This window comes from Streptomyces pactum (assembly GCF_002005225.1).
GTDB lineage: Bacteria > Actinomycetota > Actinomycetes > Streptomycetales > Streptomycetaceae > Streptomyces > Streptomyces pactum_A.
Window position 1 is genome coordinate 783787 of record NZ_CP019724.1, and the last position, 20264, is coordinate 804050.

General features: G+C 73.1%; 20 protein-coding genes. 11 read left to right on the forward strand and 9 right to left on the reverse strand.

Features of this window, described 5'->3' with window-relative positions; genetic code table 11:
- Positions 1–309: 309 nt before the first annotated feature.
- The 4 genes from B1H29_RS03485 to B1H29_RS03500 form a co-directional block, all read right to left on the reverse strand.
- Complete coding sequence (locus B1H29_RS03485) at positions 310–1284, reverse strand: sigma-70 family RNA polymerase sigma factor (protein WP_055421167.1); 975 nt, start codon at positions 1282–1284, stop codon at positions 310–312.
- 4 nt (positions 1285–1288) lie between these two features.
- Entirely contained in the window at positions 1289–2032 is a 744-nt protein-coding gene (locus tag B1H29_RS03490) for a PIG-L deacetylase family protein (RefSeq protein WP_055421166.1), read from the reverse strand.
- Between the two features lie 109 nt (positions 2033–2141).
- Complete coding sequence (locus B1H29_RS03495) at positions 2142–3443, reverse strand: alpha/beta fold hydrolase (protein ID WP_055421165.1); 1302 nt, start codon at positions 3441–3443, stop codon at positions 2142–2144.
- Between the two features lie 115 nt (positions 3444–3558).
- Positions 3559–4584 carry a LacI family DNA-binding transcriptional regulator gene (locus B1H29_RS03500; RefSeq protein WP_055421164.1) on the reverse strand — a complete coding sequence of 342 codons (1026 nt, stop codon included), beginning with the start codon at positions 4582–4584 and terminating at the stop codon, positions 3559–3561.
- 244 nt (positions 4585–4828) lie between these two features.
- On the opposite strand from B1H29_RS03500, the gene B1H29_RS03505 reads away from it, so the two are divergent.
- Genes B1H29_RS03505 through B1H29_RS03515 form a run of 3 tightly spaced genes read left to right on the forward strand, consistent with a single transcriptional unit; the run spans position 4829 to position 7700 of the window.
- Entirely contained in the window at positions 4829–5584 is a 756-nt protein-coding gene (locus B1H29_RS03505) for a (Fe-S)-binding protein (protein WP_055421163.1), read from the forward strand.
- Positions 5581–7059: a LutB/LldF family L-lactate oxidation iron-sulfur protein gene (locus B1H29_RS03510; RefSeq protein WP_079159993.1), complete on the forward strand. Its 1479-nt coding sequence runs from the start codon at positions 5581–5583 to the stop codon at positions 7057–7059. Before B1H29_RS03505 ends, B1H29_RS03510 begins: the two co-directional genes overlap by 4 nt.
- Positions 7056–7700 carry a LutC/YkgG family protein gene (locus B1H29_RS03515; protein WP_055421162.1) on the forward strand — a complete coding sequence of 215 codons (645 nt, stop codon included), beginning with the start codon at positions 7056–7058 and terminating at the stop codon, positions 7698–7700. Before B1H29_RS03510 ends, B1H29_RS03515 begins: the two co-directional genes overlap by 4 nt.
- 9 nt (positions 7701–7709) lie before the next feature.
- On the opposite strand, the gene B1H29_RS03520 is transcribed toward B1H29_RS03515, so the two are convergent.
- A complete protein-coding gene (locus B1H29_RS03520; protein WP_055421161.1) occupies positions 7710–8357 on the reverse strand; it encodes a DUF6461 domain-containing protein in 648 nt (215 codons plus the stop codon).
- Between the two features lie 146 nt (positions 8358–8503).
- Here B1H29_RS03520 and B1H29_RS03525 point away from each other — a divergent pair, with 146 nt between their 5' ends.
- A complete protein-coding gene (locus B1H29_RS03525; protein ID WP_199832432.1) occupies positions 8504–9289 on the forward strand; it encodes an ABC transporter ATP-binding protein in 786 nt (261 codons plus the stop codon).
- A 3-nt stretch (positions 9290–9292) separates the two neighbouring features.
- Positions 9293–10603 carry an ABC transporter permease gene (locus B1H29_RS03530; protein ID WP_055421159.1) on the forward strand — a complete coding sequence of 437 codons (1311 nt, stop codon included), beginning with the start codon at positions 9293–9295 and terminating at the stop codon, positions 10601–10603.
- Between the two features lie 243 nt (positions 10604–10846).
- Here the strand turns inward: B1H29_RS03530 and B1H29_RS03535 are convergent, their stop codons facing one another.
- The 3 genes from B1H29_RS03535 to B1H29_RS03545 all read right to left on the reverse strand — a co-directional run bounded on the left by B1H29_RS03535 (position 10847) and on the right by B1H29_RS03545 (position 12957).
- Positions 10847–11206 carry a cupin domain-containing protein gene (locus tag B1H29_RS03535; RefSeq protein ID WP_055421158.1) on the reverse strand — a complete coding sequence of 120 codons (360 nt, stop codon included), beginning with the start codon at positions 11204–11206 and terminating at the stop codon, positions 10847–10849.
- Between the two features lie 78 nt (positions 11207–11284).
- Positions 11285–12262, reverse strand: a complete 978-nt coding sequence (locus B1H29_RS03540; protein WP_055421157.1) for a pyridoxal-phosphate dependent enzyme — start codon at positions 12260–12262, stop codon at positions 11285–11287.
- Complete coding sequence (locus B1H29_RS03545) at positions 12259–12957, reverse strand: helix-turn-helix transcriptional regulator (protein ID WP_055421156.1); 699 nt, start codon at positions 12955–12957, stop codon at positions 12259–12261. Before B1H29_RS03545 ends, B1H29_RS03540 begins: the two co-directional genes overlap by 4 nt.
- 134 nt (positions 12958–13091) lie before the next feature.
- Between B1H29_RS03545 and B1H29_RS03550 the strand changes: the two genes are divergently transcribed.
- The 4 genes from B1H29_RS03550 to B1H29_RS03565 are packed head-to-tail and all read left to right on the forward strand — an operon-like array spanning position 13092 to position 16228.
- Complete coding sequence (locus tag B1H29_RS03550; protein WP_055421155.1) at positions 13092–13535, forward strand: GntR family transcriptional regulator; 444 nt, start codon at positions 13092–13094, stop codon at positions 13533–13535.
- Complete coding sequence (locus B1H29_RS03555) at positions 13532–14419, forward strand: ATP-binding cassette domain-containing protein (RefSeq protein ID WP_055421154.1); 888 nt, start codon at positions 13532–13534, stop codon at positions 14417–14419. Before B1H29_RS03550 ends, B1H29_RS03555 begins: the two co-directional genes overlap by 4 nt.
- Entirely contained in the window at positions 14416–15372 is a 957-nt protein-coding gene (locus B1H29_RS03560; protein ID WP_055421153.1) for a transporter, read from the forward strand. Before B1H29_RS03555 ends, B1H29_RS03560 begins: the two co-directional genes overlap by 4 nt.
- A 55-nt stretch (positions 15373–15427) precedes the next feature.
- On the forward strand, positions 15428–16228 hold the full coding sequence (locus tag B1H29_RS03565; protein ID WP_055421152.1) for a class I SAM-dependent DNA methyltransferase: 801 nt from the start codon (positions 15428–15430) through the stop codon (positions 16226–16228).
- 44 nt (positions 16229–16272) lie between these two features.
- On the opposite strand, the gene B1H29_RS03570 is transcribed toward B1H29_RS03565, so the two are convergent.
- Positions 16273–16578, reverse strand: a complete 306-nt coding sequence (locus tag B1H29_RS03570) for a hypothetical protein (protein ID WP_055421151.1) — start codon at positions 16576–16578, stop codon at positions 16273–16275.
- Positions 16579–17011: 433 nt separating this feature from the next.
- On the opposite strand from B1H29_RS03570, the gene B1H29_RS03575 reads away from it, so the two are divergent.
- Positions 17012–18673: an alkaline phosphatase D family protein gene (locus tag B1H29_RS03575; RefSeq protein WP_055421149.1), complete on the forward strand. Its 1662-nt coding sequence runs from the start codon at positions 17012–17014 to the stop codon at positions 18671–18673.
- 191 nt (positions 18674–18864) lie between these two features.
- Positions 18865–20241 carry an alpha-lytic protease prodomain-containing protein gene (locus B1H29_RS03580; protein WP_055421148.1) on the forward strand — a complete coding sequence of 459 codons (1377 nt, stop codon included), beginning with the start codon at positions 18865–18867 and terminating at the stop codon, positions 20239–20241.
- Positions 20242–20264 lie beyond the last annotated feature (23 nt).

Genomic DNA, 20264 nt, shown 5'->3' on the forward strand with positions numbered 1-20264 from the left:
CGGCAGCCTGGTTCCGGCGCCGCCCCGGGCCGCGGTGAGTCGCCGCTGGGCCGGGAAGAAGGCACCGTCCAGGCCCGTGCCCCCGGAGGTCGGCGTCGCGCGGGTCCGCGCCGATGAGGTCCGCGCCCCGCGGATCCGCACCGGTGAGGCCGGCGGCGACGGGGTGGGCCCCGCACGGATCGGCACCCTTTGGACGGGCGCCGACGGGGTCGGCGTCGCGGCGGTTCCCGGCCGGCGGATCGGCACCGCGGCGGCCCCCGGCCCGGTGAACGGCGCCGCGGCGGCCCCCGGCCCGGTGAGCGGCGCCGGTCAGGCCTCCAGGCCGGGCAGGTCCAGTCGGGCCAGCCGCTCCGGGTCGGACAGGATGTAGAGGCCGGTGATGAGTCCGTCGGCGACGGTCACGTAAGTGACCGAACGGGGACGCCCCTCGGACACGGCGACGGTGCCGACGGTGCCGTTGACCAGGACGAGACGGGCGAGACCGGCGAGGTGGCGGAAGTGGAACGCCCCGGTGGCGACCGTACGCGCCCCCCGCACCACCTTCGACGCCGCCACTCCCGAGGCCAGCGCGCCGGCGTCGGCCCGCAGCACCACGTCCGGATGGAGGACGGACACCAGAGCCTCGAAGTCGCCGGCGCGACTGGCGGCCAGGAACGCCTCGACGGCCTGCCGCTGCCGGCCGAGATCGGGGTCGGCCGCGGGCGTGGCCTCCCGGACCCGGCGCCGGGCCCTGCTGGCCAGTTGCCGGGTGGCGGCCGGGCTGCGCTCCACGATGGTCGCGATGTCGTCGAAGGGCACGGAGAACATGTCGTGCAGCACGAACGCCAGCCGCTCGGCCGGCTCCAGGGTCTCCAGTACGACCAGCAGGGCCAGCCCCACCGAGTCGGTGTGCAGGGCCTCCTGCTCCGGATCGCCCTGCGGCAGTGCCCTCAGCACGGGATCCGGGACGAAGGTGTCGAAGCCCTCGGTCATCGGCTCCTCGCGGCGCGCGGTGCGTGAGCGCAGCAGGTCCAGGCAGACCCGGCCGGTCACCGTGGTCAGCCAGGCACCGAGGTTGTCGATGCCGTCCGCGCCGGTGCGGTCGAGGCGCAGCCACGCCTCCTGCACCGCGTCCTCCGCCTCGGTCAGTGAACCGAGCATGCGGTAGCCCACCGCCTTGAGCTGCCCCCGGTGCTCCTCGAACCGCTCCGCCAGTCGCTGGTGCCCCCGCACGTCCCGCTCCTGCTGCACGCCCTGCTCCCCCTGCACGTTGCGCTCCTCCTGGCTCCCTCGGCCCCCCGCCATGCCGCTACCGTCCGAAGACTTCGAAGGTCACCGCCGGCTTCCCGCCGAACCGCTTCCCCGCGGACTCGGCGAAGCCGACGAGGAAGCCGCGCACGTACGTCTCCGGGTCCTCGTCCGTCAGCGCCCCGATGTAGGTGCGGTGCTCCAGCAGGGAGCGGACCGCGCGCTCCAGCCCCGGCGTGGCGTCCACGGCGTGCGTGGGCGAGGAGGACCCGGCGACGGCGACCCAGCGCACGCCGTCCCAGGGTTCGAGGCCCTGCTCGGTCAGCTCCGGGAAGATCCACCGGTTGCCGGCGTCGCCCGCGGCGTCGAGCGTGGCCCGGCCGACGGCGACGTGGTCCGGGGTGTTCCAGGCGACACCACCCCAGGTGTCCCGGTGGTTGAGGGTGAGGACCAGCTCGGGCCGGTGCCGGCGGATGGCCGCGGCGATGTCGCGGCGCAGGGCGGTGCCGTACTCGATGACGCCGTCCCGGTGGTCGAGGAACTCCACCTCGCTCACCCCGACGACGGCCGCGCTCGCCCGCTGCTCGCGCTCCCGCAGCGGGCCGCACTCGGCGGGCGCCAGTGTGTCGATGCCCGACTCGCCACGGGTCGCGAGGACGTAGGCGACCTCACGTCCCTCGTCGGTCCAGGCCGCGATCGCCGCCGAGCAGCCGTACTCCAGGTCGTCCGGGTGGGCGACGACGGCCAGGGCGCGCCGCCAGTCGCCGGGCATGGGCTCCAGTCGCGTGGTCGTCGGCTCCGTCATGTCCGCACACTAACGCGTGCCACTGACATCCCACCCGTTCTTCAGGCGCCGCCGTTCAGGCGCCGCCATAGGCGCCGCCATTCAGGCGCCGCCGTTCGCGCGCCGCCGTTCAGGCCTCGTCGCGGGCGAGCGCGAGCAGCCGGTCCAGGACCCTGGGGCCGCCGGCCCGTACGCCGTCGTGCTCGAACTCGTCGGTGACCCAGGTGCGAAGGCCTCGGATGGCACGGGCGGTGGTCAGCGCGTGGCCGGTGTCGACGTACATGTCGTCGTGGTAGACGGCCGCGGCGGCGGGGACCTCGTTGGCGGCGAGGCGGGCCGGGTCGTACAGCGGCGTCCAGTCGGTGCGGGCGGCGAGCAGCTCGGCGGTCTCCCGCAGCGGGCGCAGCGCCGGGTCGCAGTCGAACATCCAGGGGTGCACCGACTCGCCGGTGAACAGCAGCGGTTCGTCGCCGGCGAGGGCCTTGGCGGCGTCGAAGCGCGGGAACTCGGCGCGTACCCGCTCGGCCGACCAGTCGGTGGGGCGCGCGTCCTGGCCGTAGATGGCCTCGTGGACGAGGGCGTAGAGGGGGTGGCCGGCGTACGACAGCAGACCCTGCGCCTGCTCCTGGAACGCGTCGGACAGCTCGTGTCCCCTCGGGGTGCGGACGAAGGCGTCCTCCAGGAGGAAGTGCAGACGGTGGCTGCCCTCGCTGCCGCCGAGGAGGATGCCGAGGGACTGGAAGGCCTCCACGGTGAGCCGGTAGCCGTTCGGCAGGACCACGTCGTGGGTGAGCAGGTGGTCGGCGATGCGCCGGGCGCGCTCGACGTCCTGCGGGTAGCGGGCGTAGTGCGCGACGACCTTGCGCTCGATGCGGGGGAAGGCGGCCCGGTAGACGTCGTCGGCGTGGGCGTCGAGGGAGGGCAGGCCGCCGGTGATCAGGGCGGTGCTCAGCCCTTCGGGGGCCAGCGACAGGTAGGCGACGGTGCAGAAGCCGCCGAAGCTCTGGCCGAGGACGGCCCAGGGGGCGCCCCCGGTGACCTGGGGGCGGATCGCCTCGCAGTCCTGGACGATGGCGTCGGCGCGGAAGTGGGTGAGGTAGTCGGCCTGTGCGGCGGCGCCGCCGCGCAGCGGGAGCGTCTGGCGGTTGGCGGGCGTGGAGGCGCCGGTTCCGCGCTGGTCGAGGAGCAGCACCCGGTAGTCCTTCAGGGCCCGGCCGAGCCAGGCGGGGCGTCCGATGAAACGGTTCGCCCCGAAGCCCGGGCCGCCCTGGAGGTAGACCAGCCACGGCAGGTTCTGGCCCGTCCTGTCACTCGCGACGCACTCGCGGGCGTACAGCTCGATCGTCTCCCCGGAGGGGTTCGCGTGGTCGAGGGGCACGGTGAAACGGCGGTCGGTGAGGACGACGCCGGGCTGGCGGTAGCTGACGCTCAACGGGGCTCCCGGGGCGGATGGACCATGCGGACGGATCTTTCGGCCGTGTCCCAGTTCAGCACATGGTTCTGCGGCCACCGACCCCCGGGATGGGAAAATCGTGCTGAACGACGGGTCAGCGGGCGGCGAGGCTGGAGCGGCGCACCACCAGTTCGGGCTGGAGCACGACCCGCCGGTGCGTGTGGGGCCGGTCCCCGCCCTCCGCCTCCGTCTCCTCCAGGAGCAGTTCGGCGGCCATGGCGCCCATGGTGACGGCCGGCTGGCGCACGGACGTGAGCGGGACGGCCGCGGCGGCGGCGAACTCGATGTCGTCGTAGCCGACGATGGCGAGGTCGTCGGGGACCGCGACCCCGGCGGCGTACACGGCCTGGAGAACGCCGAGGGCGAGCAGGTCGTTGGCGCAGAAGACGGCGGTCGGCCGGTCGGAGAGGCCGAGGAGGCGGGCACCGGCGTCCCGGCCCGCGGCGACGTCGAGCCGCTCGGTGGGCAGTTCGCGCAGCGCGCCGGGACCGAGTCCGGCCTCGTCGAGCACCCGCAGGGCGCCGGTGCGGCGGTCGCGCACCTGGTGGAGAGCGGGCGGGCCGCTGACGTAGGCGATGGAGCGGTGTCCGGCGTCCACGAGGTGGCGTACCGCCAGGGCGCCGCCCGCGACGTCGTCGACGGAGACGGAGCACTCGGTGGTGCCCTCGGCGACACGGTCGACCAGCACGAAGGGGATGCTGTGCCGCCGGAAGCCCTCGATGTTGCGGCCGGTCGCGTCGGCCGGGGTCAGCAGTACACCGCGGACCCGCTGCTCGGCGAAGAGCGAGAGGTACTCGGCCTCCTCGGCCGGGTTCTGGGCGCTGTTGCAGACCATCACCCCGAGCCCGGCGTCGCGCGCGGCCCGCTCGGCGCCGCGCGCGACGTCGACGAAGAAGGGGTTACCCATGTCCAGTACGAGCAGCCCCATGATGCGGCTGCGGCCCGCGCGCAGTTGGCGCGCGGACTCGCTGCGGACGTAGCCGAGCCGGTCGATCTCGGCCAGTACGCGCGCGCGTGTCTCGGTCGCCACGGTGTCGGGGCGGTTGATGACGTTGGAGACCGTGCCCACGGATACTCCGGCGGCGCGGGCGACGTCCTTGATACCCACGGAATGGGCCATCGGGCAGGGACCTCCAGGGTCGGGCTGGGGAACGCATCAGGGACGCGGGGCGGCCGGGAGCACTTCACATTACCCGCGCCGCCGCACAAAGGTCCCCGTCAGGCGGGCAGGCGGAAGCCGGCGAGTGGCCCCGGCCCGACCCGCCGACCGGTGAACGGGGTCTCCCCCGGCCCCGTCATGCCGACTACCCTGCGGTTCATCCGATGATCACGACGTTCGAGCCGACCGATCACGAGGAGCCGCGATGCGTGTCGCCCTGTTCCTGACCTGTGTCAACGACACGCTGTATCCGGACACCGGCCGTGCCGTGGTGAAGCTGCTGACCAGACTGGGCGTCGAGATCGACTTCCCGATGGCCCAGACCTGCTGCGGGCAGGCGCACTACAACACCGGGTACCGGCACGAGGCGGAGCCGCTGGCCCGGCACTTCTCGGACGTCTTCCAGGACTACGAGGCGATCGTGACGCCGTCGGGTTCCTGCGGGGCGATGGTGCGGGAGCTGTATCCGCGGATGGGCGAGCGGGCGCGGGCGGAGGGGCGCGGGGACACGCTCGCGGCCACGCTGGCGCCGGTGGTGCCGAAGACGTACGAGCTGACGCGGTTCCTGGTGGACGTGCTGGGGGTCACGGACGTGGGGGCGTACTACCCGCACACGGTGACGTACCACCCGACCTGCCACGGGCTGCGGAGCCTCGGCCTCGGCGACCGGCCCCGACGGCTGCTGGAGGCGGTGAAGGGGCTGGAGCTGGTCGAGCTGCCCGGCGCCGAGGAGTGCTGCGGCTTCGGCGGCACCTTCGCCGTGAAGAACCCCGACGTGTCGGCGGCGATGGGCGCGGACAAGGTCCGCCACGCCGAGTCCACCGGCGCCGAGGTGCTGTGCGCGGCCGACAACTCCTGCCTGATGCACATCGGCGGGACCATGACGCGGCTGCGGACGGGCATGCGGCCGGTGCACATCGCGGAGATCCTGGCCGGCACGGAGGAGGCGGTGACCGTATGAGCGGGATGTTCGTGGGAATGCCGGCCTTTCCGGAGGCCGCGCGCACCGCCGTGCGCGATTCGACGCTGCGCGGCAATCTGCGCCACGCCACGCACACCATCCGCGACAAGCGGGCCCGCGCGGTGGCGGAGCTGGACGACTGGGCGGCGCTGCGCGAGGCCGGGAAACAGGTCAAGGACCACACGCTGCGTCATCTGGACCGGTATCTGGTGCAGGTGGAGGAGGCGGTCACGGCGGCCGGCGGGACGGTGCACTGGGCCGCCGACGCCGAAGAGGCCAACCGGATCGTCGCGGACCTGGTGAAGGCGACAGGCGAGTCCGAGGTCGTCAAGGTCAAGTCGATGGCGACGCAGGAAACCGGTCTCAACGAGGCGCTGGAGGCGGAGGGCATCCGCGCCTACGAGACCGATCTCGCCGAGCTGATCGTGCAGTTGGGCAAGGACCGGCCCTCGCACATCCTGGTCCCGGCGATCCACCGCAACCGCGGCGAGATCCGGGACATCTTCCGCTCCGAGATGGGCGAGTGGGGCCGCCCGGCACCCGAGAACCTGACCGACACGCCCGCCGAACTCGCCGAGGCGGCCCGGCTGCACCTGCGGGAGAAGTTCCTGCGCGCCAAGGTCGGCATCTCCGGCGCCAACTTCATGGTCGCCGAGACCGGCACCCTCGTCGTCGTGGAGTCCGAGGGCAACGGCCGGATGTGCCTGACCCTGCCCGAGACCCTGATCTCCGTCGTCGGCATCGAGAAGATCGTGCCGACCTGGCAGGACCTGGAGGTCTTCCTGCAGACCCTCCCCCGCTCCTCGACGGCCGAGCGCATGAACCCGTACACGTCCATGTGGACCGGCACCACCGACGAGGACGGCCCCCGCACCTTCCACCTGGTCCTGCTGGACAACGGCCGCACCGACACCCTCGCCGACGAGGTCGGCCGCCAGGCGCTGCGCTGCATCCGCTGCTCGGCGTGCCTGAACGTCTGCCCCGTCTACGAGCGGGCGGGCGGACACGCCTACGGTTCGGTCTACCCGGGCCCGATCGGCGCCATCCTCAGCCCTCAACTCCGGGGCACGGGCAGCGAGATCGACGCCTCCCTGCCGTACGCGTCCTCGCTGTGCGGTGCCTGCTACGAGGTGTGCCCCGTCGCCATCGACATCCCCGAGGTGCTGGTGCACCTGCGGGAGCGGGTGGTCCAGGGCGGGCCTGCCGTCCGGCAGGGCAACAAGGTCGTCCTGAAACCGGCGAAGGGGCATGCCGCCGAGCGGGCGGCGATGCGGGCGGCACAGTGGGCGTTCACGCACCCCGGCGCGCTGCGGACCGGCCAGCGGCTGGCGTCGCGCACCCGCCGCCTCCATCCGCGCACCCTTCCGGGACCGGGCCGCGCGTGGAGCGGCAGCCGGGACCTCCCGGAGGTGCCCGCTGAACCGTTCCGGGACTGGTGGCAACGCACGCACGGTGGCAAGGACGGGGCGAAATGAGCAGCAGGGAGCGCATCCTGGGGCGGGTGCGCCGCGCCCTCGCGGACGTGCCGGACGACGACCCGCCGTACGAGCGGGCCGTCACGCGGGGCTATGCGCGCGAGCACGGCCGGCGGACCGTCGCGGAGACGGTGGAGCTGCTCGCCGAGAACCTGGCGGACTACCGGGCGACCGTGCACCGGTGCGCGGACGGGCAGTTGCCCGACCTGCTGATGCGGCTCCTGGCCGCTCGCGGCTCGCGGAGCGTGGTGGTGCCGCCGGGGTTGCCGCCCGGCTGGCTGGCGGCCGTCGACGCGACCCGGGTCCACGACCGCGCGGAGAGCACTGCGCACGAACTCGACCGGGTCGACAGCGTGGTCACGGGCTGCGCCGTCGCCGTCGCCGAGACGGGGACGATCGTCCTGGACGGCTCCCCCGACCAGGGCCGACGCCGCATCACCCTCGTCCCCGACCACCACGTCTGCGTCGTACGGGTGCCGGACCAGGTGGTCTCGTCCGTGCCCCAGGCCCTCGAACGGCTCGATCCGTCGCGCCCGTCGACCTGGATCTCCGGTCCCTCCGCGACGAGTGACATCGAGCTGGACCGGGTCGAGGGGGTGCACGGTCCGCGCACGCTGGAGGTGGTGCTGGTGGAGGACTGAGCGAAGAGGTCAGTCGGCGTCTTCCAGGACCACCGAGTCGAGAGTGCCCTCCACGATCCGGTGCCGGGGCAGCGCGAGCCCGAAGACCTGCCCGAGGATGTCGAGTGCGGTGCGCCGCACGAGCCGACGGTCGGCGTCCTCGTCGGGAAGTCCGACGGCAGTCAGCAGCGGTTCGACGCGGCGCACCCACTCGGGTTTTCCGTCGACGCCGGCGTAGCCCCATGAGCGGTCCAGGTGCAGGTTGAAGCCGCATGCGAACTCCCCGTCGTGGAAGTACGCGAAGTGCGGCGGCACGGGTTTGCCGTTCTCCTCCTCGTACTCCAGGTGGAAGACGTGGGCTCCGCCGTGCGAGACCGCCGCCTGGTTCACCATCTCGCCCATCCAGCCGCCGTAGCAGACCGCGAACGACCAGTCGCCGTCCCGTCCGTAGCGCAGGGCGAGCCCGTCCCAGACGTCGCCGTAGAGGTCGTCCAGCAGGTCATTGACCTGGCGTCCGGTCAGCTCGCCGATGTGGCGCGCCGTGTACTTCGCGTCGAAGGCGCTCTCGGCGATCCGCGACACCAGTTCCTCGGGGGCCAGTTCGCGGGACGCGTGCACACTGTGGCCGCTGAAGTCGACGCACTTGGATTCGGCGAGCCACGTTATTCCGTCGGTCATGGCGATCATCGTGACGCATGCCGGGGCGGGGTGTCACTGAGTACACCCCCCGATACGGGTCCTGCGCCCAGTGTGGCCCGGCCCCCGGCTCCGTAGCGTCGTCGGCGAGGCACCGCACAGGGCGTGCCGCACGGAAGGTGATGACGATGTTTCGCACCGGCGCACGAGGCGACCACGACCCGGGCCCCGCCCCCGAGGCGCTCCGCCTCGTCAAGGTGACCAGGACCTACGGCACCGCGGAGAACGCCGTGACCGCGCTGGACGGGGTGACGCTGAGCCTGGGGCGCGGCACGTTCACCGCGGTGATGGGTCCATCGGGCTCCGGCAAGTCCACGCTGCTGCAGTGTGCGGCGGGTCTGGACCGGCCGGACAGCGGCATCGTGTGCGTGGACGGCACCGAGCTGACGGGGGGCGGCGAGGCGGAGCTGACGAAGTTCCGGCGCGGCCGGGTCGGTTTCGTGTTCCAGCAGTACAACCTGCTGGACACGCTCACGGTGGCGCAGAACACGGTGCTGCCGCTCAAGCTGGCCGGCCGCCGCGTCGACCGGAGGCGGGCCCGGGAGGTGCTGGCCTCCGTCGGTCTCGGGGACCGGCTCGGTCACCGGCCCGACCAGCTCTCCGGCGGTCAGCGGCAGCGGGTGGCGATCGCCCGTGCCCTGGTGACCGAACCCCGGGTGATCTTCGCGGACGAGCCGACGGGCGCACTGGACACGCGCAGCGCGCGGCAGGTGATGCTGCTGCTGCGGGAGGCGGTGCGGGTGCACGGCCGGACCGTGGTGATGGTGACGCACGACCCGGTGGCCGCCTCCTACGCCGACTCGGTCGTCTTCCTCGCCGACGGCCGGCTCGCCGGACGGATGGACGCCCCGACGCCGGACGCGGTCGCGGAGCGGCTGGCGCACCTGGGCGACGACGTGCCGACGGGGGTGTGAACGATGTTCGCACTGGCCCTGCGGTCGATCCGGCGACGTCCCGGACGGTTCCTCGCGACGCTGCTGTCCGCGTTCCTGGGCGCGGTGGTCATCATGATGTTCAACTCGATGCACGACACGGCCGGACAGGACGGGGTGGACCCGGTCAGCTCGGAGACGCTGGGCACGGCGGCGGGGGTCGTGGGCGGCTACGGGACCCTGCTGGTGTTCTTCGCCGTGGCCTCGACGCTGACGGTCAACGTGCGTCAGCGGGCCGCCGAGTTGGAGTTGTTGCGCTGCTCGGGGGCGACTCCCGCCCAGATCAGGCGGATGGTCGTGGGTGAGGCGGTGGCCGTGGCACTGGTGGGCGCGGCGCTGGCGATCGGTCCGGCGATGCTCGGTGGCCGGGCACTGCTGGGGATGTTCCAGGACGGCGGCCAGGTGGCGCGGTCCGTCGAGTACTCCTTCGGTCCGATCGCGCTGCTGAGCGGCGTGGACATCACGCTGCTCGCGTCGGCGGGCGCCGCGTTCCTGGCGGTGCGGCGGGTGACGCGCGGCAGCAGGGAACGGGCGGGGGCCCGGCGGATCCTGACGTACGCCGCGCTGGTCACCGGTGCGGCGGGTGCCTGCTCCACCCTCCTGTTGTCCACAACGGACGAGGCGCTGATGGCGCCGCCGGCCTACGGGGCGATCCTGCTGTCGGTCGGCTTCGCGCTGATGGCGCCGCGGCTGCTGAAGGGCGTGCTGGACCGGCTGCCGCTGAACGGTGCGAGCGGCTGGCTGGCCGTGCGCAATCTGCGCGAGCGGGCCGATCACATCGCCGGGATCCTGGTGTCGCTCATCCTGTTCACCGCGGTGTCCACGGCGACGGTCACCATGCAGGCGGTGGAGAGCGACGCCGTGGAGGCCTCCGGCCTGGTCAAGTCGGTCGAGGCCAAGAACCTGGAGACGCTCAACCTCACGGTGGTCGGCATCATCGCGGTGTTCGTCTGCGTGATGCTGGTCAACTCGCTGTACGCGGCGACGACGTACCGCTCCCGTGAGTTCGGTCAGCAGCGGCTGGCGGGGGCGACGCCCGGACAGGTGCTGCGCGTGGTCGGCGCCGAGGGCGTCATCCTCACGCTCACCGGGGTGTTCTTCGGCACGGTGGCCGCGCTGGCCGGGGTGGTGCCGTTCACCGTCGTGCGTACCGACGAGGTGCTGCCGGACCCGTTCCCCGGGGTCTGGCTCGCCATGGTGTCGGTGTCGGCGGCGGTGACGCTGGGGACCAGCCTGGGGACGGCGCGGCGGGTGCTGCGCACGCCGGCGGTCGGGGCGGTGACGCCGGCCGCGTGAGCGCAAGGCGGAGGAGGCTCGGGAGGTACGGAGGCGGGGAGGAGGCAGCCGCCTCTCCCCGCTCCGTGCCTCCCGCTCTTCGCCGTTCACGTGACACCGGTGCCGGCTGAACCCGGAGCAGCACTCCCGATGGGGCACCGGCGACTCGGCGGCGCCCGCGTACGCCGAGCTGGTGGAGATGCACGAGTGCCGCAACGTACGCCGGCTCGGCGCGCTGGTGACCCGGCTGCTGCCGGTGTGACGCTATTCGGCCTTGGCGTACTCCCTGGCCATACCGCCCGCGAAGTCGTGGACCACGCACTGTTCGTCGCTCACGACCCAGGCGTCGTGCCCGGGCGAGCAGACGAAGACGTCGCCGGGGCCCACCTCGCTCTCGGCACCGTCGTCCATGCGGATGCGCATGCGGCCCTGGACGACGTAACCGTTGTGGTGGACCTGGCAACTGTCGGTGCCCGCGAGCGGCGCCACGGACTCCGACCAGCGCCAGCCCGGCTCGAAGGTGGCCACGGCGAAGTCCAGGCCCGCCAGGTGCACGGCCTCGAGGTGTCCACGGGGGAAATCGCGCCGCTCGTCCGGCTTGTCGAGCGTCTTGATGTCGAGCATGACGCTCCTCCTTTCCCTGCCCCACCACCCCATCGTCCCCCTGTCAACTCGGGGCCGCCATCGGGAGGACACGCGGGGTCAGCGGGGCGTGCCGCACAGACGGGCGAAGCGTTCGGCGTCCACGTTGCCGCCGGAGAGGATCACGCCGACCCGGCGGGGCAACGGGCCGGCTCGGCCGGTGAGGAGGGCGGCCAGCGGGGTGGCGCCGCTCGGTTCGAGGACGGTCTTCAGCCGCTCGAAGGCGAAGCGCATCGCGTCCCGGATCTCGTCGTCGGAGACCAGCACGATCCCGTCGAGCAGCCGCCGGTTGAGGGAGAAGGTCAGCTCGCCCGGGGTGTGCAGGGCCTGGCCGTCGGCGATGGTGCGCGGGACCGGGACGGTGACACGCCGGCCGGCCTCCAGGGAGCGCTTGGTGTCGTCGCCGGCCTCCGGTTCGACGCCGATCACCCGGGTGCCGGCGTGCAGGCCCTTGACGGCGGTGGCGCTCCCGGCGATCAGTCCGCCGCCGCCGACCGGGGCGATGAGCGCGTCCAGCGGCCCCGTCTCCTCGACGAGTTCGAGGGCTGCCGTGCCCTGTCCGGCGATGACGTGCGGGTGCTCGTAGGGCGGGATCAGAGTCAGCCCGCGTTCGGCGGCCAGGGCCTCGGCGACGGCGACGCGGTCGCCGGTGTAGCGGTCGTAGGTGACGATCTCGGCGCCGTAGCCGGCGGTGGCCGCCCGCTTGGAGGGCGGCGCGTCCTCGGGCATGACGATCACGGCCGTGGTGCCCAGCTCGCGGGCGGCGAGGGCGACCGCCTGGGCGTGGTTGCCGGAGGAGTAGGCGGCGATGCCCCGGGAGAGCTGCTCCGGGGTGAGGCGGGAGGCGGCGTTGTAGGCGCCGCGGAACTTGAAGGCGCCCACCCGCTGGAGGTTCTCGCACTTGAGGAGGGCCTCGGCGCCGGCCAGGGCGTCCAGGGTGCGCGAGCGCAGCACCGGGGTGCGGTGCGCGACGCCCCGGAGGCGGGCGGCGGCGGAGCGGACGTCGTCGAGGGTGACCGGCGGGGTGGTGGTCGTCACGCGTGTCCTCCAGCGGAGTCGGAGCCGGCGGCCGGGGCGGCCGCGCTGCGGGCCTGGGAGAGGTAGTTGTAGGCGGAGGCCCGGGAGATGCCGAGCCGGGCAGCGACCTGCTCGACCGAGCGGCGTACGGCGAACACGCCGCGCCCGTCCAGGTCGCGGAAGAGCTCCAGGCGCTGTGCGCGGTCCAGCGCCGCCCAGCTCCGGTCCCGGCGCAGCGGGTGGGCCTCCACGATGGCGTCGACCACGGCGTCGATGTCGTCGCCGAAGGTGGTCGCCGGTGGGTCGGCGGAGGTGCTCGCGCATCCGGCGAGGGCACCCAGCAGGGCTTGGGCGCGGTCCACGGCGGTCACGTCGAGATTGACGCACAGGGCGCCGAACACCGCGCCCGTGGAGTCGCGCAGCACCATCGTGGAGGACTTCAGCAGGGTGCCGTCGCCCGTCCGCGTGACGTAGTTCAGCTCGTCCCGCGCCTCGTCGCCGCGGGCCAGTACGCGCAGGCCGATCTCGCTCATCGCCCCGCCCACCGTCCGCCCGGTCACCGAGCCGGCGACGGACACGACCGACCGGTCGGGCTGCCGGTAGTCGTGCAGCACCACCTCGCAGACCGGGCCGAAGGTCGCGGCGATTCCGTCGACGACCGGGCGCAGCGCGGCGAGGACGGCGTCGCGTTCGGCGTCCAGCTTCGGTTCGCTCACCAGCGGCCTCCCTGCTCGGCGTCGGAGAGTCCGAGACTACACGTCCAGCAGTTGGACTGACAGTCCAATCCGGTCTCCGCGTTTGACTTCCGCGCACCACCTGATCATGCTTCTACTAATGAATTAATGAAAGCATGGAAGGTGACGTGGTCGAGTACCGGATCGATCGGCAGAGCGGCGTCCCCGCCTACGTACAGATCGTGCGGCAGACCGAACAGGCACTCCGGATGGGTGTGCTGCGGGTCGGGGACAAGCTCCCGACGGCCAGAGAGGTCGTCGCCGCCACCGCCATCAACCCCAACACCGTGTTCAGGGCCTACCGCGACCTGGAACAGGCCGGCCTGGTCCGGTCGCGGCGCGGGCTCGGCACCTTCGTGACCCGGTCGCTGGCGCGGCCAGGCGCGGAGGACGACTCGCCCCTGCGTACGGATCTCGCCGAGTGGGTGGCACGGGCCCGGTCCGCCGGGCTGGACCGGGACGACGTCCTCGCCCTGGTCACGGCGGCCCTGGACGAACACGAGCACCAACGACACGAGCACGACCCGGATGACCGGGGACGGAAACAGGAGGACGCATGACCGGGCCTGACGTGCCCGCCGCGCTGCACGCCACGGACCTCGGGTTCCGCTACCGGGCACGCGGCGACTGGGCCCTGCGGGACTGCGGGTTCACGGTGCCCCGGGGCAGCATCACCGCCCTGGTCGGCCGCAACGGCGCGGGCAAGAGCACGCTGCTGCACCTCGCCGGCGGCCTGCTGCGGCCCACGCACGGGGAGATCCGGGTGCTGGACACCGCGCCGGACACGGCCGCGGCACGCACCCGGGTCGCCCTGCTCACCCAGGACAGACCGCTCTACCCCCGCTTCACCGTGGCCGACACCCTGCGCATGGGCGGCAAGCTGAACTCCGCGTGGGACCACCCGGTCGCCGAGCGGGTGGTGCGCGAGGGCGGCACGGCCCTGACCGCCCGGGTCGGCGAACTGTCCCCGGGGCAGCGCACCCGGGTGTCGCTCGCCCTGGCCCTCGGCAAGCGGCCGGAACTGCTGCTGCTGGACGAACCGCTCGCCGACCTCGACCCGGTGGTGCGCGCGGAGATCATGGCGACCCTGATGGCCGAGGCGGCGGACCGCGAGGTGAGCATCGTGCTGTCCTCGCACGTCCTGCCCGACCTGGAGCAGACCTGCGACCGGGTGGTGCTCCTGCGGGCCGGCCGGGTGGAGTTGAGCGAGGACACCGACGCGCTGCGCGAGGGCCACACCCTGGTCACCGGACACATCGACGGGGAGCCGTCCCTGCGGGAGCACGCCGTGGTGCACCGCCGGACACACGGACGGCAGCTCACCGCCCTGGTGCGGCCGCGCGGCCCGCTCGGCGGTGACTGGCACGTGGAGCGGCCCGGCCTGGAGGAGATCCTGCTCGGTCACCTCCGCTCCGGTGCCGAGAGCACGAAGGAGGCGGCGTGAAGGGCACGCTGTGGCTGGCCTGGCGCCAGCAGCGGGTACTGGTCGTCTGCGGCGCCGCCGTCCTCGTGGCCGCCGCCGCGCTCGCCGCGTACTTCCGCTCGGGCATGCTCGACGACCTGCGCAGCGGGCTGTTCGACCACTGCGGCCCCGGACCGCTGTACTGCTCGGGGCCCGGGGACGGGCTGCCCCGGTTCCTGGACGTCGAGCCGCTCAGGCTGCTCGGCGGGCTCAACATCGCCCTGCCCGTCCTCGTCGGTATGTTCTGGGGCGCGCCGCTGCTGGGCCGCGACCGGGAACTGGGCACCCACCGGATGGTCCTGACCCAGGGCGTGAGCCGGGCCCAGTGGTTCGCCTCCCGCTTCGCCCTCGCGGCGGTGGGCACGGTGGCGCTCTCGGGGAGCCTGGCCCTGCTGTTCCGGTGGTGGTGGGAACCCGCCGTCAACCGCAGCTACGGCGTCTTCTGGTACGAGGCCCCCGCGCTGACCGGCTCCGGCCCCGCGACCGTGGCCGCCGCGCTGTTCGGCCTGACCGTGGGCACCCTCGCCGGGCTGCTCACGCGCCGGGTGCTGTCCGCGATGGCCTGGACGCTGCTGGTCACGGGGGCGGTGGCGGCCGCGGTGCAGTGGACGCACCGAGCCCGCCTGCTGGTCCCGCCGCACGCCTACGTCAGCGACGGGTGGCAGCCCAAACCACCGATGGGCGACAAGTGGTCCACCGGGAACTACGGCCTGATCACGGCGTCCGGCCACCGTGAGGACGTCCTGAACTGCCCCTACCCGTCCGGGCGCGAGCTGAAGGAGTGCATGACCCGGCACGGCTACACCGCCCGCTTCTACGAGGCGAACCCGCCCGGCGACTACTGGACGTTCCAGTGGATCGACACGGCGCTCCTCGGCGGCCTGGCCCTCGGACTCACCGCCGTCGCGGTCCTGTTGTTGCGCCGCCGGGTCTGACACCCTCTGCGGCACCCTCCCCACCGCTCCCCCTCACACGAAGGTCGATCCACTCATGCCCAAGGACGCCAAGTCCCCGAAGAAACTGCGCAGCAATCGCGCCGCGCTCACGCACAAGGTCGGGTACGCGCTGCGCCACCCCGAGCGCGTCGGCCCCTACGTCCGCCGGGCCGGCCGGGACGCCTGGCTGCGGGTCAAGCACCCGGACCACGTCGGCTACTACCGGGCCGTGATGGCTTCCGACACCCGCCGCAACCCCGAGGCCGCGGTCGGCAGCCGGACCCACGACCGATGGCTGGCCCTCGGGCGGATGCAGTTCGAGTACCTGGTCGAGCACGGACTGCGCCCCGAGCACCACATGCTCGACATCGGCTGCGGCAACCTGCGCGGCGGCTGGCGCTTCATCGACCACCTGGACACGGGGCACTACTACGGCATCGACATCTCGCCGGACATCCTGATCGCCGCGAAGAACACCCTGACCGAGCGCGGGCTCCAGGCCAAGCTGCCGCACCTGACCATCACCGGCGATCTCAGGCTGGAGTTCCTGCCCGACGACCACTTCGACGTCATCCACGCGCACAGCGTCTTCTCGCACTCGCCGCTGAGCGTGATCGACGAGTGCCTCGCGCACGTCGGCCGTGTCCTGACCGACACCGGGTTCTTCGACTTCACCTTCGACCGCACGGAGGGCACCGAACACCAGGTACTCCGCGAGGACTTCTACTACCGCACCGACACCCTGCTGACCCTGGCCGCCCAGCACAACCTGCACGCCCGGTTCATGGAGGACTGGGAGAAGCGGCCGCACGGCCAGTCCAAGATCCGCGTCAGCCGCTCGCCGCTGCCGTCCTAGGCGGCGAAACGCCACGCCCGGGGGCCGGACCGTCCGGCCGGCTCCTACGGCCGCGGGTTGATGTGCCGCCGGCCGGGCCGGGCGTCCGCCCCAGGGCGCCCGGCCGCGGCGGCGCAGCGGGGGCACACCCGGCGGACGGCGTCGGCCGCGCCACCGGTCTCGGGCAGCACGTCGCTCCAGGTGACGGCCGGGAACCGGAACAGTTGCGAGCGGTGCAGGGACAGACCGCACACGGTCTGGTTCATGCCCTGCCGCCACGCGTGCACCTCGCCGGCCGGCAGCCGTCGGTGGTCCTCCCGGTCCCACCAGCGACCGGAGGCCGCCACTTCGTAGCGCCGTGTCCTGGCCATCGGCTCGGCCCGCCTCCTTCCTCACCCGTGCACCCGGTGCCCGCACCCGGTGCCAGTCACCCGCATACCCGCTGCCCTCACCGCCGTACCCGCTGCTGCCCGTCCGTCCCGGGTGCCCCGGACGGTCGGCGCCCACACGCGCAGCTCCTCCACGCCCGCTCCGTACCGCTCCTCCGCGCCCCTCCGTACCTCCTCCTGTGTGATCACTCCGCAAGTCCTGCCGATTCCGGACGTTTTGTCTGCTTAGCATGCGGGGTCCGCGCATCGCGGGTCGGCGCCACCGCGCGACGGTGCCCGGGCACGGACGGCGCACACCGGCTCGCCCCGACGCGAGTACCCCGTGCCGGCGTGCGTGGGGCGACCGCCCCGGGGCCCACCCGGTTCCCCGTGCCGCTCGCCCACGGACCGCCCGCCCCGTACGAGAGGACACCAGATGGCGCCCACGGGCCGTCACAGCCGACCGGCCGAGCACGCCTTCTCCCCGCACGACGCCGTGATGGGCGCAGCCGCCCGGCACCTGGGCCGCCGGCGTTTCCTCACCGTCACCGCGGCCGCCGCCGCACTCGCCTTCTCCACCAACCTGCCGGCCCGCGGCGCCGTCGCCGCGCCCCTGCGGACCGCCCGGATCAGCAGTGACCCGTTCACCCTCGGCGTCGCCTCCGGCGACCCCCTGCCCGACTCGGTTCTGCTGTGGACCCGGCTGGCGCCGGAGCCGTTCCTCGAGGACGGCGGGATGGGCACGGAGCGGGTCGCGGTCGAATGGGAGGTGGCGCTCGACGAGTACTTCGCGGCCGTCCTGTTCCGGGGCACCGCCGACGCCCATGCCGAGTACAACCACAGCGTGCACGTCGACGTGAAGGGCCTGACAGCGGGCACGGTGTACTACTACCGCTTCCGGACCGGGGCCTGGCTCAGCCCCACCGGCCGCACCCGCACCGCGCCGCCGGCGGACAGCGCGACGTCGACGCTGAGACTGGCGGCCGTGGCCTGCCAGGCCTACCAGGACGGCTACTACACGGTGCACCGGCACCTCGCCCAGGAGGACGTCGACGTGGTCTTCCACCTCGGCGACTACCTGTACGAGTACGCGGTGAACTCGGAGGGCGGGGAACGCCGCTACACCGACGTCGTGCTGCCCGACGTGTTCAACCGCGAGACCATGACCCTCGCGGACTACCGCCTGCGCTACTCGCTCTACAAGAGCGACGAGGACCTCAGGGCGGCCCACGCCGCGCACCCCTTCGTGGTCACCTGGGACGACCACGAGACCGAGAACAACTACGCCGGCAGCATCCCGGAGAACGGCATCCCGCCGGAGGAGTTCCTGCTGCGGCGGGCAGCCGCCTACCGCGCTTTCTGGGAGAACCAGCCGCTGCGCACCGCCCAGCTCCCCCAGGGGCCGGACGCGCGGCTGTACCGTCGGCTGCACTGGGGCACGCTCGCCCAGTTCGACATCCTCGACACCCGGCAGTACCGCTCCGACCAGGCCTACGACGACCGCCCGCACGCTCCCGGGCCCGAGTCGGACGATCCGGCGCGCACCATCACCGGCGCCGCGCAGGAGCAGTGGCTGCTCGACGGCTGGCAGAGCTCGGCCGCGCTGTGGAACGTGATGCCCCAGCAGGTCTGCTTCTCCCAGCGCAAGTTCGACGTGACCGCCGACGCCCCGCTCTCGATGGACGCCTGGGACGGCTACCGCGCCTCGCGCGCCCGGGTCGTCGCCGGGGCACGGGCCGCCGGGGTCGAGAACTGGCTGATCCTCACCGGCGACGTGCACGTGGGCTACGCCCTCGACGTCAAGGAGAACTTCGACGATCCGGCGTCCGCCACCGTCGGCACCGAGGTCACCTGCACCTCGGTGGCCAGCGGCCGGGACGGCGTGGAACGGCCCGCCAACTGGGACCTGTACATGCGGGCCAACCCGCACATGAGGTTCTACGACGGCCGGCGCGGCTACGTCCGGGCCGAACTCGACCGCCAGGCCACCCGCCTCGACTTCCGGACGGTCTCCGCGATCAGCACGCCCGGCGCTCCCATCGGCACGGCCGCGTCCTTCGTCACCGAGGCGGGCGCCCCGGGTCTGAACCCCGCCTGACCCCGCCCGGGTGTAGGTCCGCGTACTGCACTTGCCACCCGCCGCGTCCCCCATCGCGCGAAAGTCGTCCGCGTCCGGCATCGCCATGGGTCTTCCCGGCAAGGACTGTGACTTCGCCGCAGTCGCACCGTAACCCACGGTCGCTCACCGATCCCCGCTGTCTCGCACAGCCCTCGAAGGAGGCACATCGCATGGTCGGCAGACATGCCGCGCGCAGCCGCCGCGCCGCCCTGACCGCGCTCGGCGCCCTGGCCCTGACCGCACTTCCCGCAGCCGCGTCGGCCGCGCCGCCGCCCGCCCCGGCGCCGCAGTCCGCCGCCGCCCGGACACTCGACGCCGGCCGGCCGCCGGCACAGGTGCTGCGCGCGATGGAGCGCGACCTGAAGCTGACGCCGGAGCAGGCGTCGGCACGGCTGGTCAACGAGACGGAGGCGGGCACCCGGGCGGGCATGCTGCGCAACACGCTGGGCGACCGCTTCGCCGGGGCCTGGGTGAGCGGAGCGACCTCGGCCGAGCTGACCGTCGCCACCACCGACGCCGCGGACACCGCCACGATCGAGGCCCAGGGCGCCAGGGCCGCGGTCGTCGAGAAGGGGCTGGCCGAGCTCCGCGCCGTCAAGGAGAAGCTGGACGCCGCCGCCGTCCGCACCCAGACCCCCGAGACTCCGGTCTGGTACGTCGACGTGAAGGCCAACCGGGTCATGGTGCAGGCCACCGGCGAGTCGGCGGCGGCTGCCTTCGTAGCGGCGGCCGGGCTCGAGGGTCAGGACGTGGGCGTCCGCGTCTCGCCGGACCGGCCGCGGGTGCTGGAGGACCTCGTCGGCGGCGACGCCTACTACATCGACGGCCAGGCCCGCTGCTCGATCGGGTTCTCCGTCACCAAGAACGACCAGCAGGGTTTCGCCACGGCCGGTCACTGCGGCGACCCGGGCGCCACCACCACCGGGTTCAACCAGGCCGACCAGGGCACTTTCCAGGCCTCGACCTTCCCCGGCAAGGACATGGCCTGGGTGGGCGTCAACGCCGACTGGACCGCCACTCCCGACGTCAGGGCGCAGGACGGCGAGAAGGTGCGGGTCGCCGGCTCGGTGGAGACTCTCGTGGGCGCGTCGGTGTGCCGTTCCGGCTCCACCACCGGATGGCACTGCGGCACGGTCCAGCAGCAGGACACGAGTGTCAGCTACCCGCAGGGCACCGTCGACGGACTGACCCGGACGACGGTGTGCGCCGAACCCGGGGACTCCGGCGGCCCCTTCGTCGCGGGCACCCAGGCGCAGGGCACCACGTCCGGTGGCTCCGGTGACTGCACGAACGGCGGGACGACCTTCTACCAGCCGATCAATCCGGCGCTCAGCGACTTCGGCCTCACTTTGAGGACCACCTCCGCCTCGGCGGGGACGCCGGCGCCGCAGGACAACGCGGCGGCGGACGCCTGGGCGGCGGGCCGGGTCTACGAGGTGGGGGCCACGGTGTCCCACGCGGGCCTGCGGTACCGGTGCCTGCAGAACCACCAGGCGCAGGGTGTCTGGTCGCCGGAGAGCACGCCGGCTCTGTGGCAGCGTGTCTGACGGACGGTGAGCCGCCGCATTGC

What these genes read in the sequence shown, in the direction of transcription:
- B1H29_RS03500 (WP_055421164.1), bottom strand. Translation starts at nt 4,584, where the DNA reads ATGGCCCATTCCGTGGGTATCAAGGACGTCGCCCGCGCCGCCGGAGTA.
- B1H29_RS03515 (WP_055421162.1), top strand. Translation starts at nt 7,056, where the DNA reads ATGAGCAGCAGGGAGCGCATCCTGGGGCGGGTGCGCCGCGCCCTCGCG.
- B1H29_RS03510 (WP_079159993.1), top strand. Translation starts at nt 5,581, where the DNA reads ATGAGCGGGATGTTCGTGGGAATGCCGGCCTTTCCGGAGGCCGCGCGC.
- B1H29_RS03550 (WP_055421155.1), top strand. Translation starts at nt 13,092, where the DNA reads ATGGAAGGTGACGTGGTCGAGTACCGGATCGATCGGCAGAGCGGCGTC.
- B1H29_RS03570 (WP_055421151.1), bottom strand. Translation starts at nt 16,578, where the DNA reads ATGGCCAGGACACGGCGCTACGAAGTGGCGGCCTCCGGTCGCTGGTGG.
- B1H29_RS03490 (WP_055421166.1), bottom strand. Translation starts at nt 2,032, where the DNA reads ATGACGGAGCCGACGACCACGCGACTGGAGCCCATGCCCGGCGACTGG.
- B1H29_RS03535 (WP_055421158.1), bottom strand. Translation starts at nt 11,206, where the DNA reads ATGCTCGACATCAAGACGCTCGACAAGCCGGACGAGCGGCGCGATTTC.
- B1H29_RS03525 (WP_199832432.1), top strand. Translation starts at nt 8,504, where the DNA reads ATGTTTCGCACCGGCGCACGAGGCGACCACGACCCGGGCCCCGCCCCC.
- B1H29_RS03575 (WP_055421149.1), top strand. Translation starts at nt 17,012, where the DNA reads ATGGCGCCCACGGGCCGTCACAGCCGACCGGCCGAGCACGCCTTCTCC.
- B1H29_RS03485 (WP_055421167.1), bottom strand. Translation starts at nt 1,284, where the DNA reads ATGGCGGGGGGCCGAGGGAGCCAGGAGGAGCGCAACGTGCAGGGGGAG.
- B1H29_RS03505 (WP_055421163.1), top strand. Translation starts at nt 4,829, where the DNA reads ATGCGTGTCGCCCTGTTCCTGACCTGTGTCAACGACACGCTGTATCCG.
- B1H29_RS03555 (WP_055421154.1), top strand. Translation starts at nt 13,532, where the DNA reads ATGACCGGGCCTGACGTGCCCGCCGCGCTGCACGCCACGGACCTCGGG.
- B1H29_RS03580 (WP_055421148.1), top strand. Translation starts at nt 18,865, where the DNA reads ATGGTCGGCAGACATGCCGCGCGCAGCCGCCGCGCCGCCCTGACCGCG.
- B1H29_RS03520 (WP_055421161.1), bottom strand. Translation starts at nt 8,357, where the DNA reads ATGACCGACGGAATAACGTGGCTCGCCGAATCCAAGTGCGTCGACTTC.
- B1H29_RS03565 (WP_055421152.1), top strand. Translation starts at nt 15,428, where the DNA reads ATGCCCAAGGACGCCAAGTCCCCGAAGAAACTGCGCAGCAATCGCGCC.
- B1H29_RS03530 (WP_055421159.1), top strand. Translation starts at nt 9,293, where the DNA reads ATGTTCGCACTGGCCCTGCGGTCGATCCGGCGACGTCCCGGACGGTTC.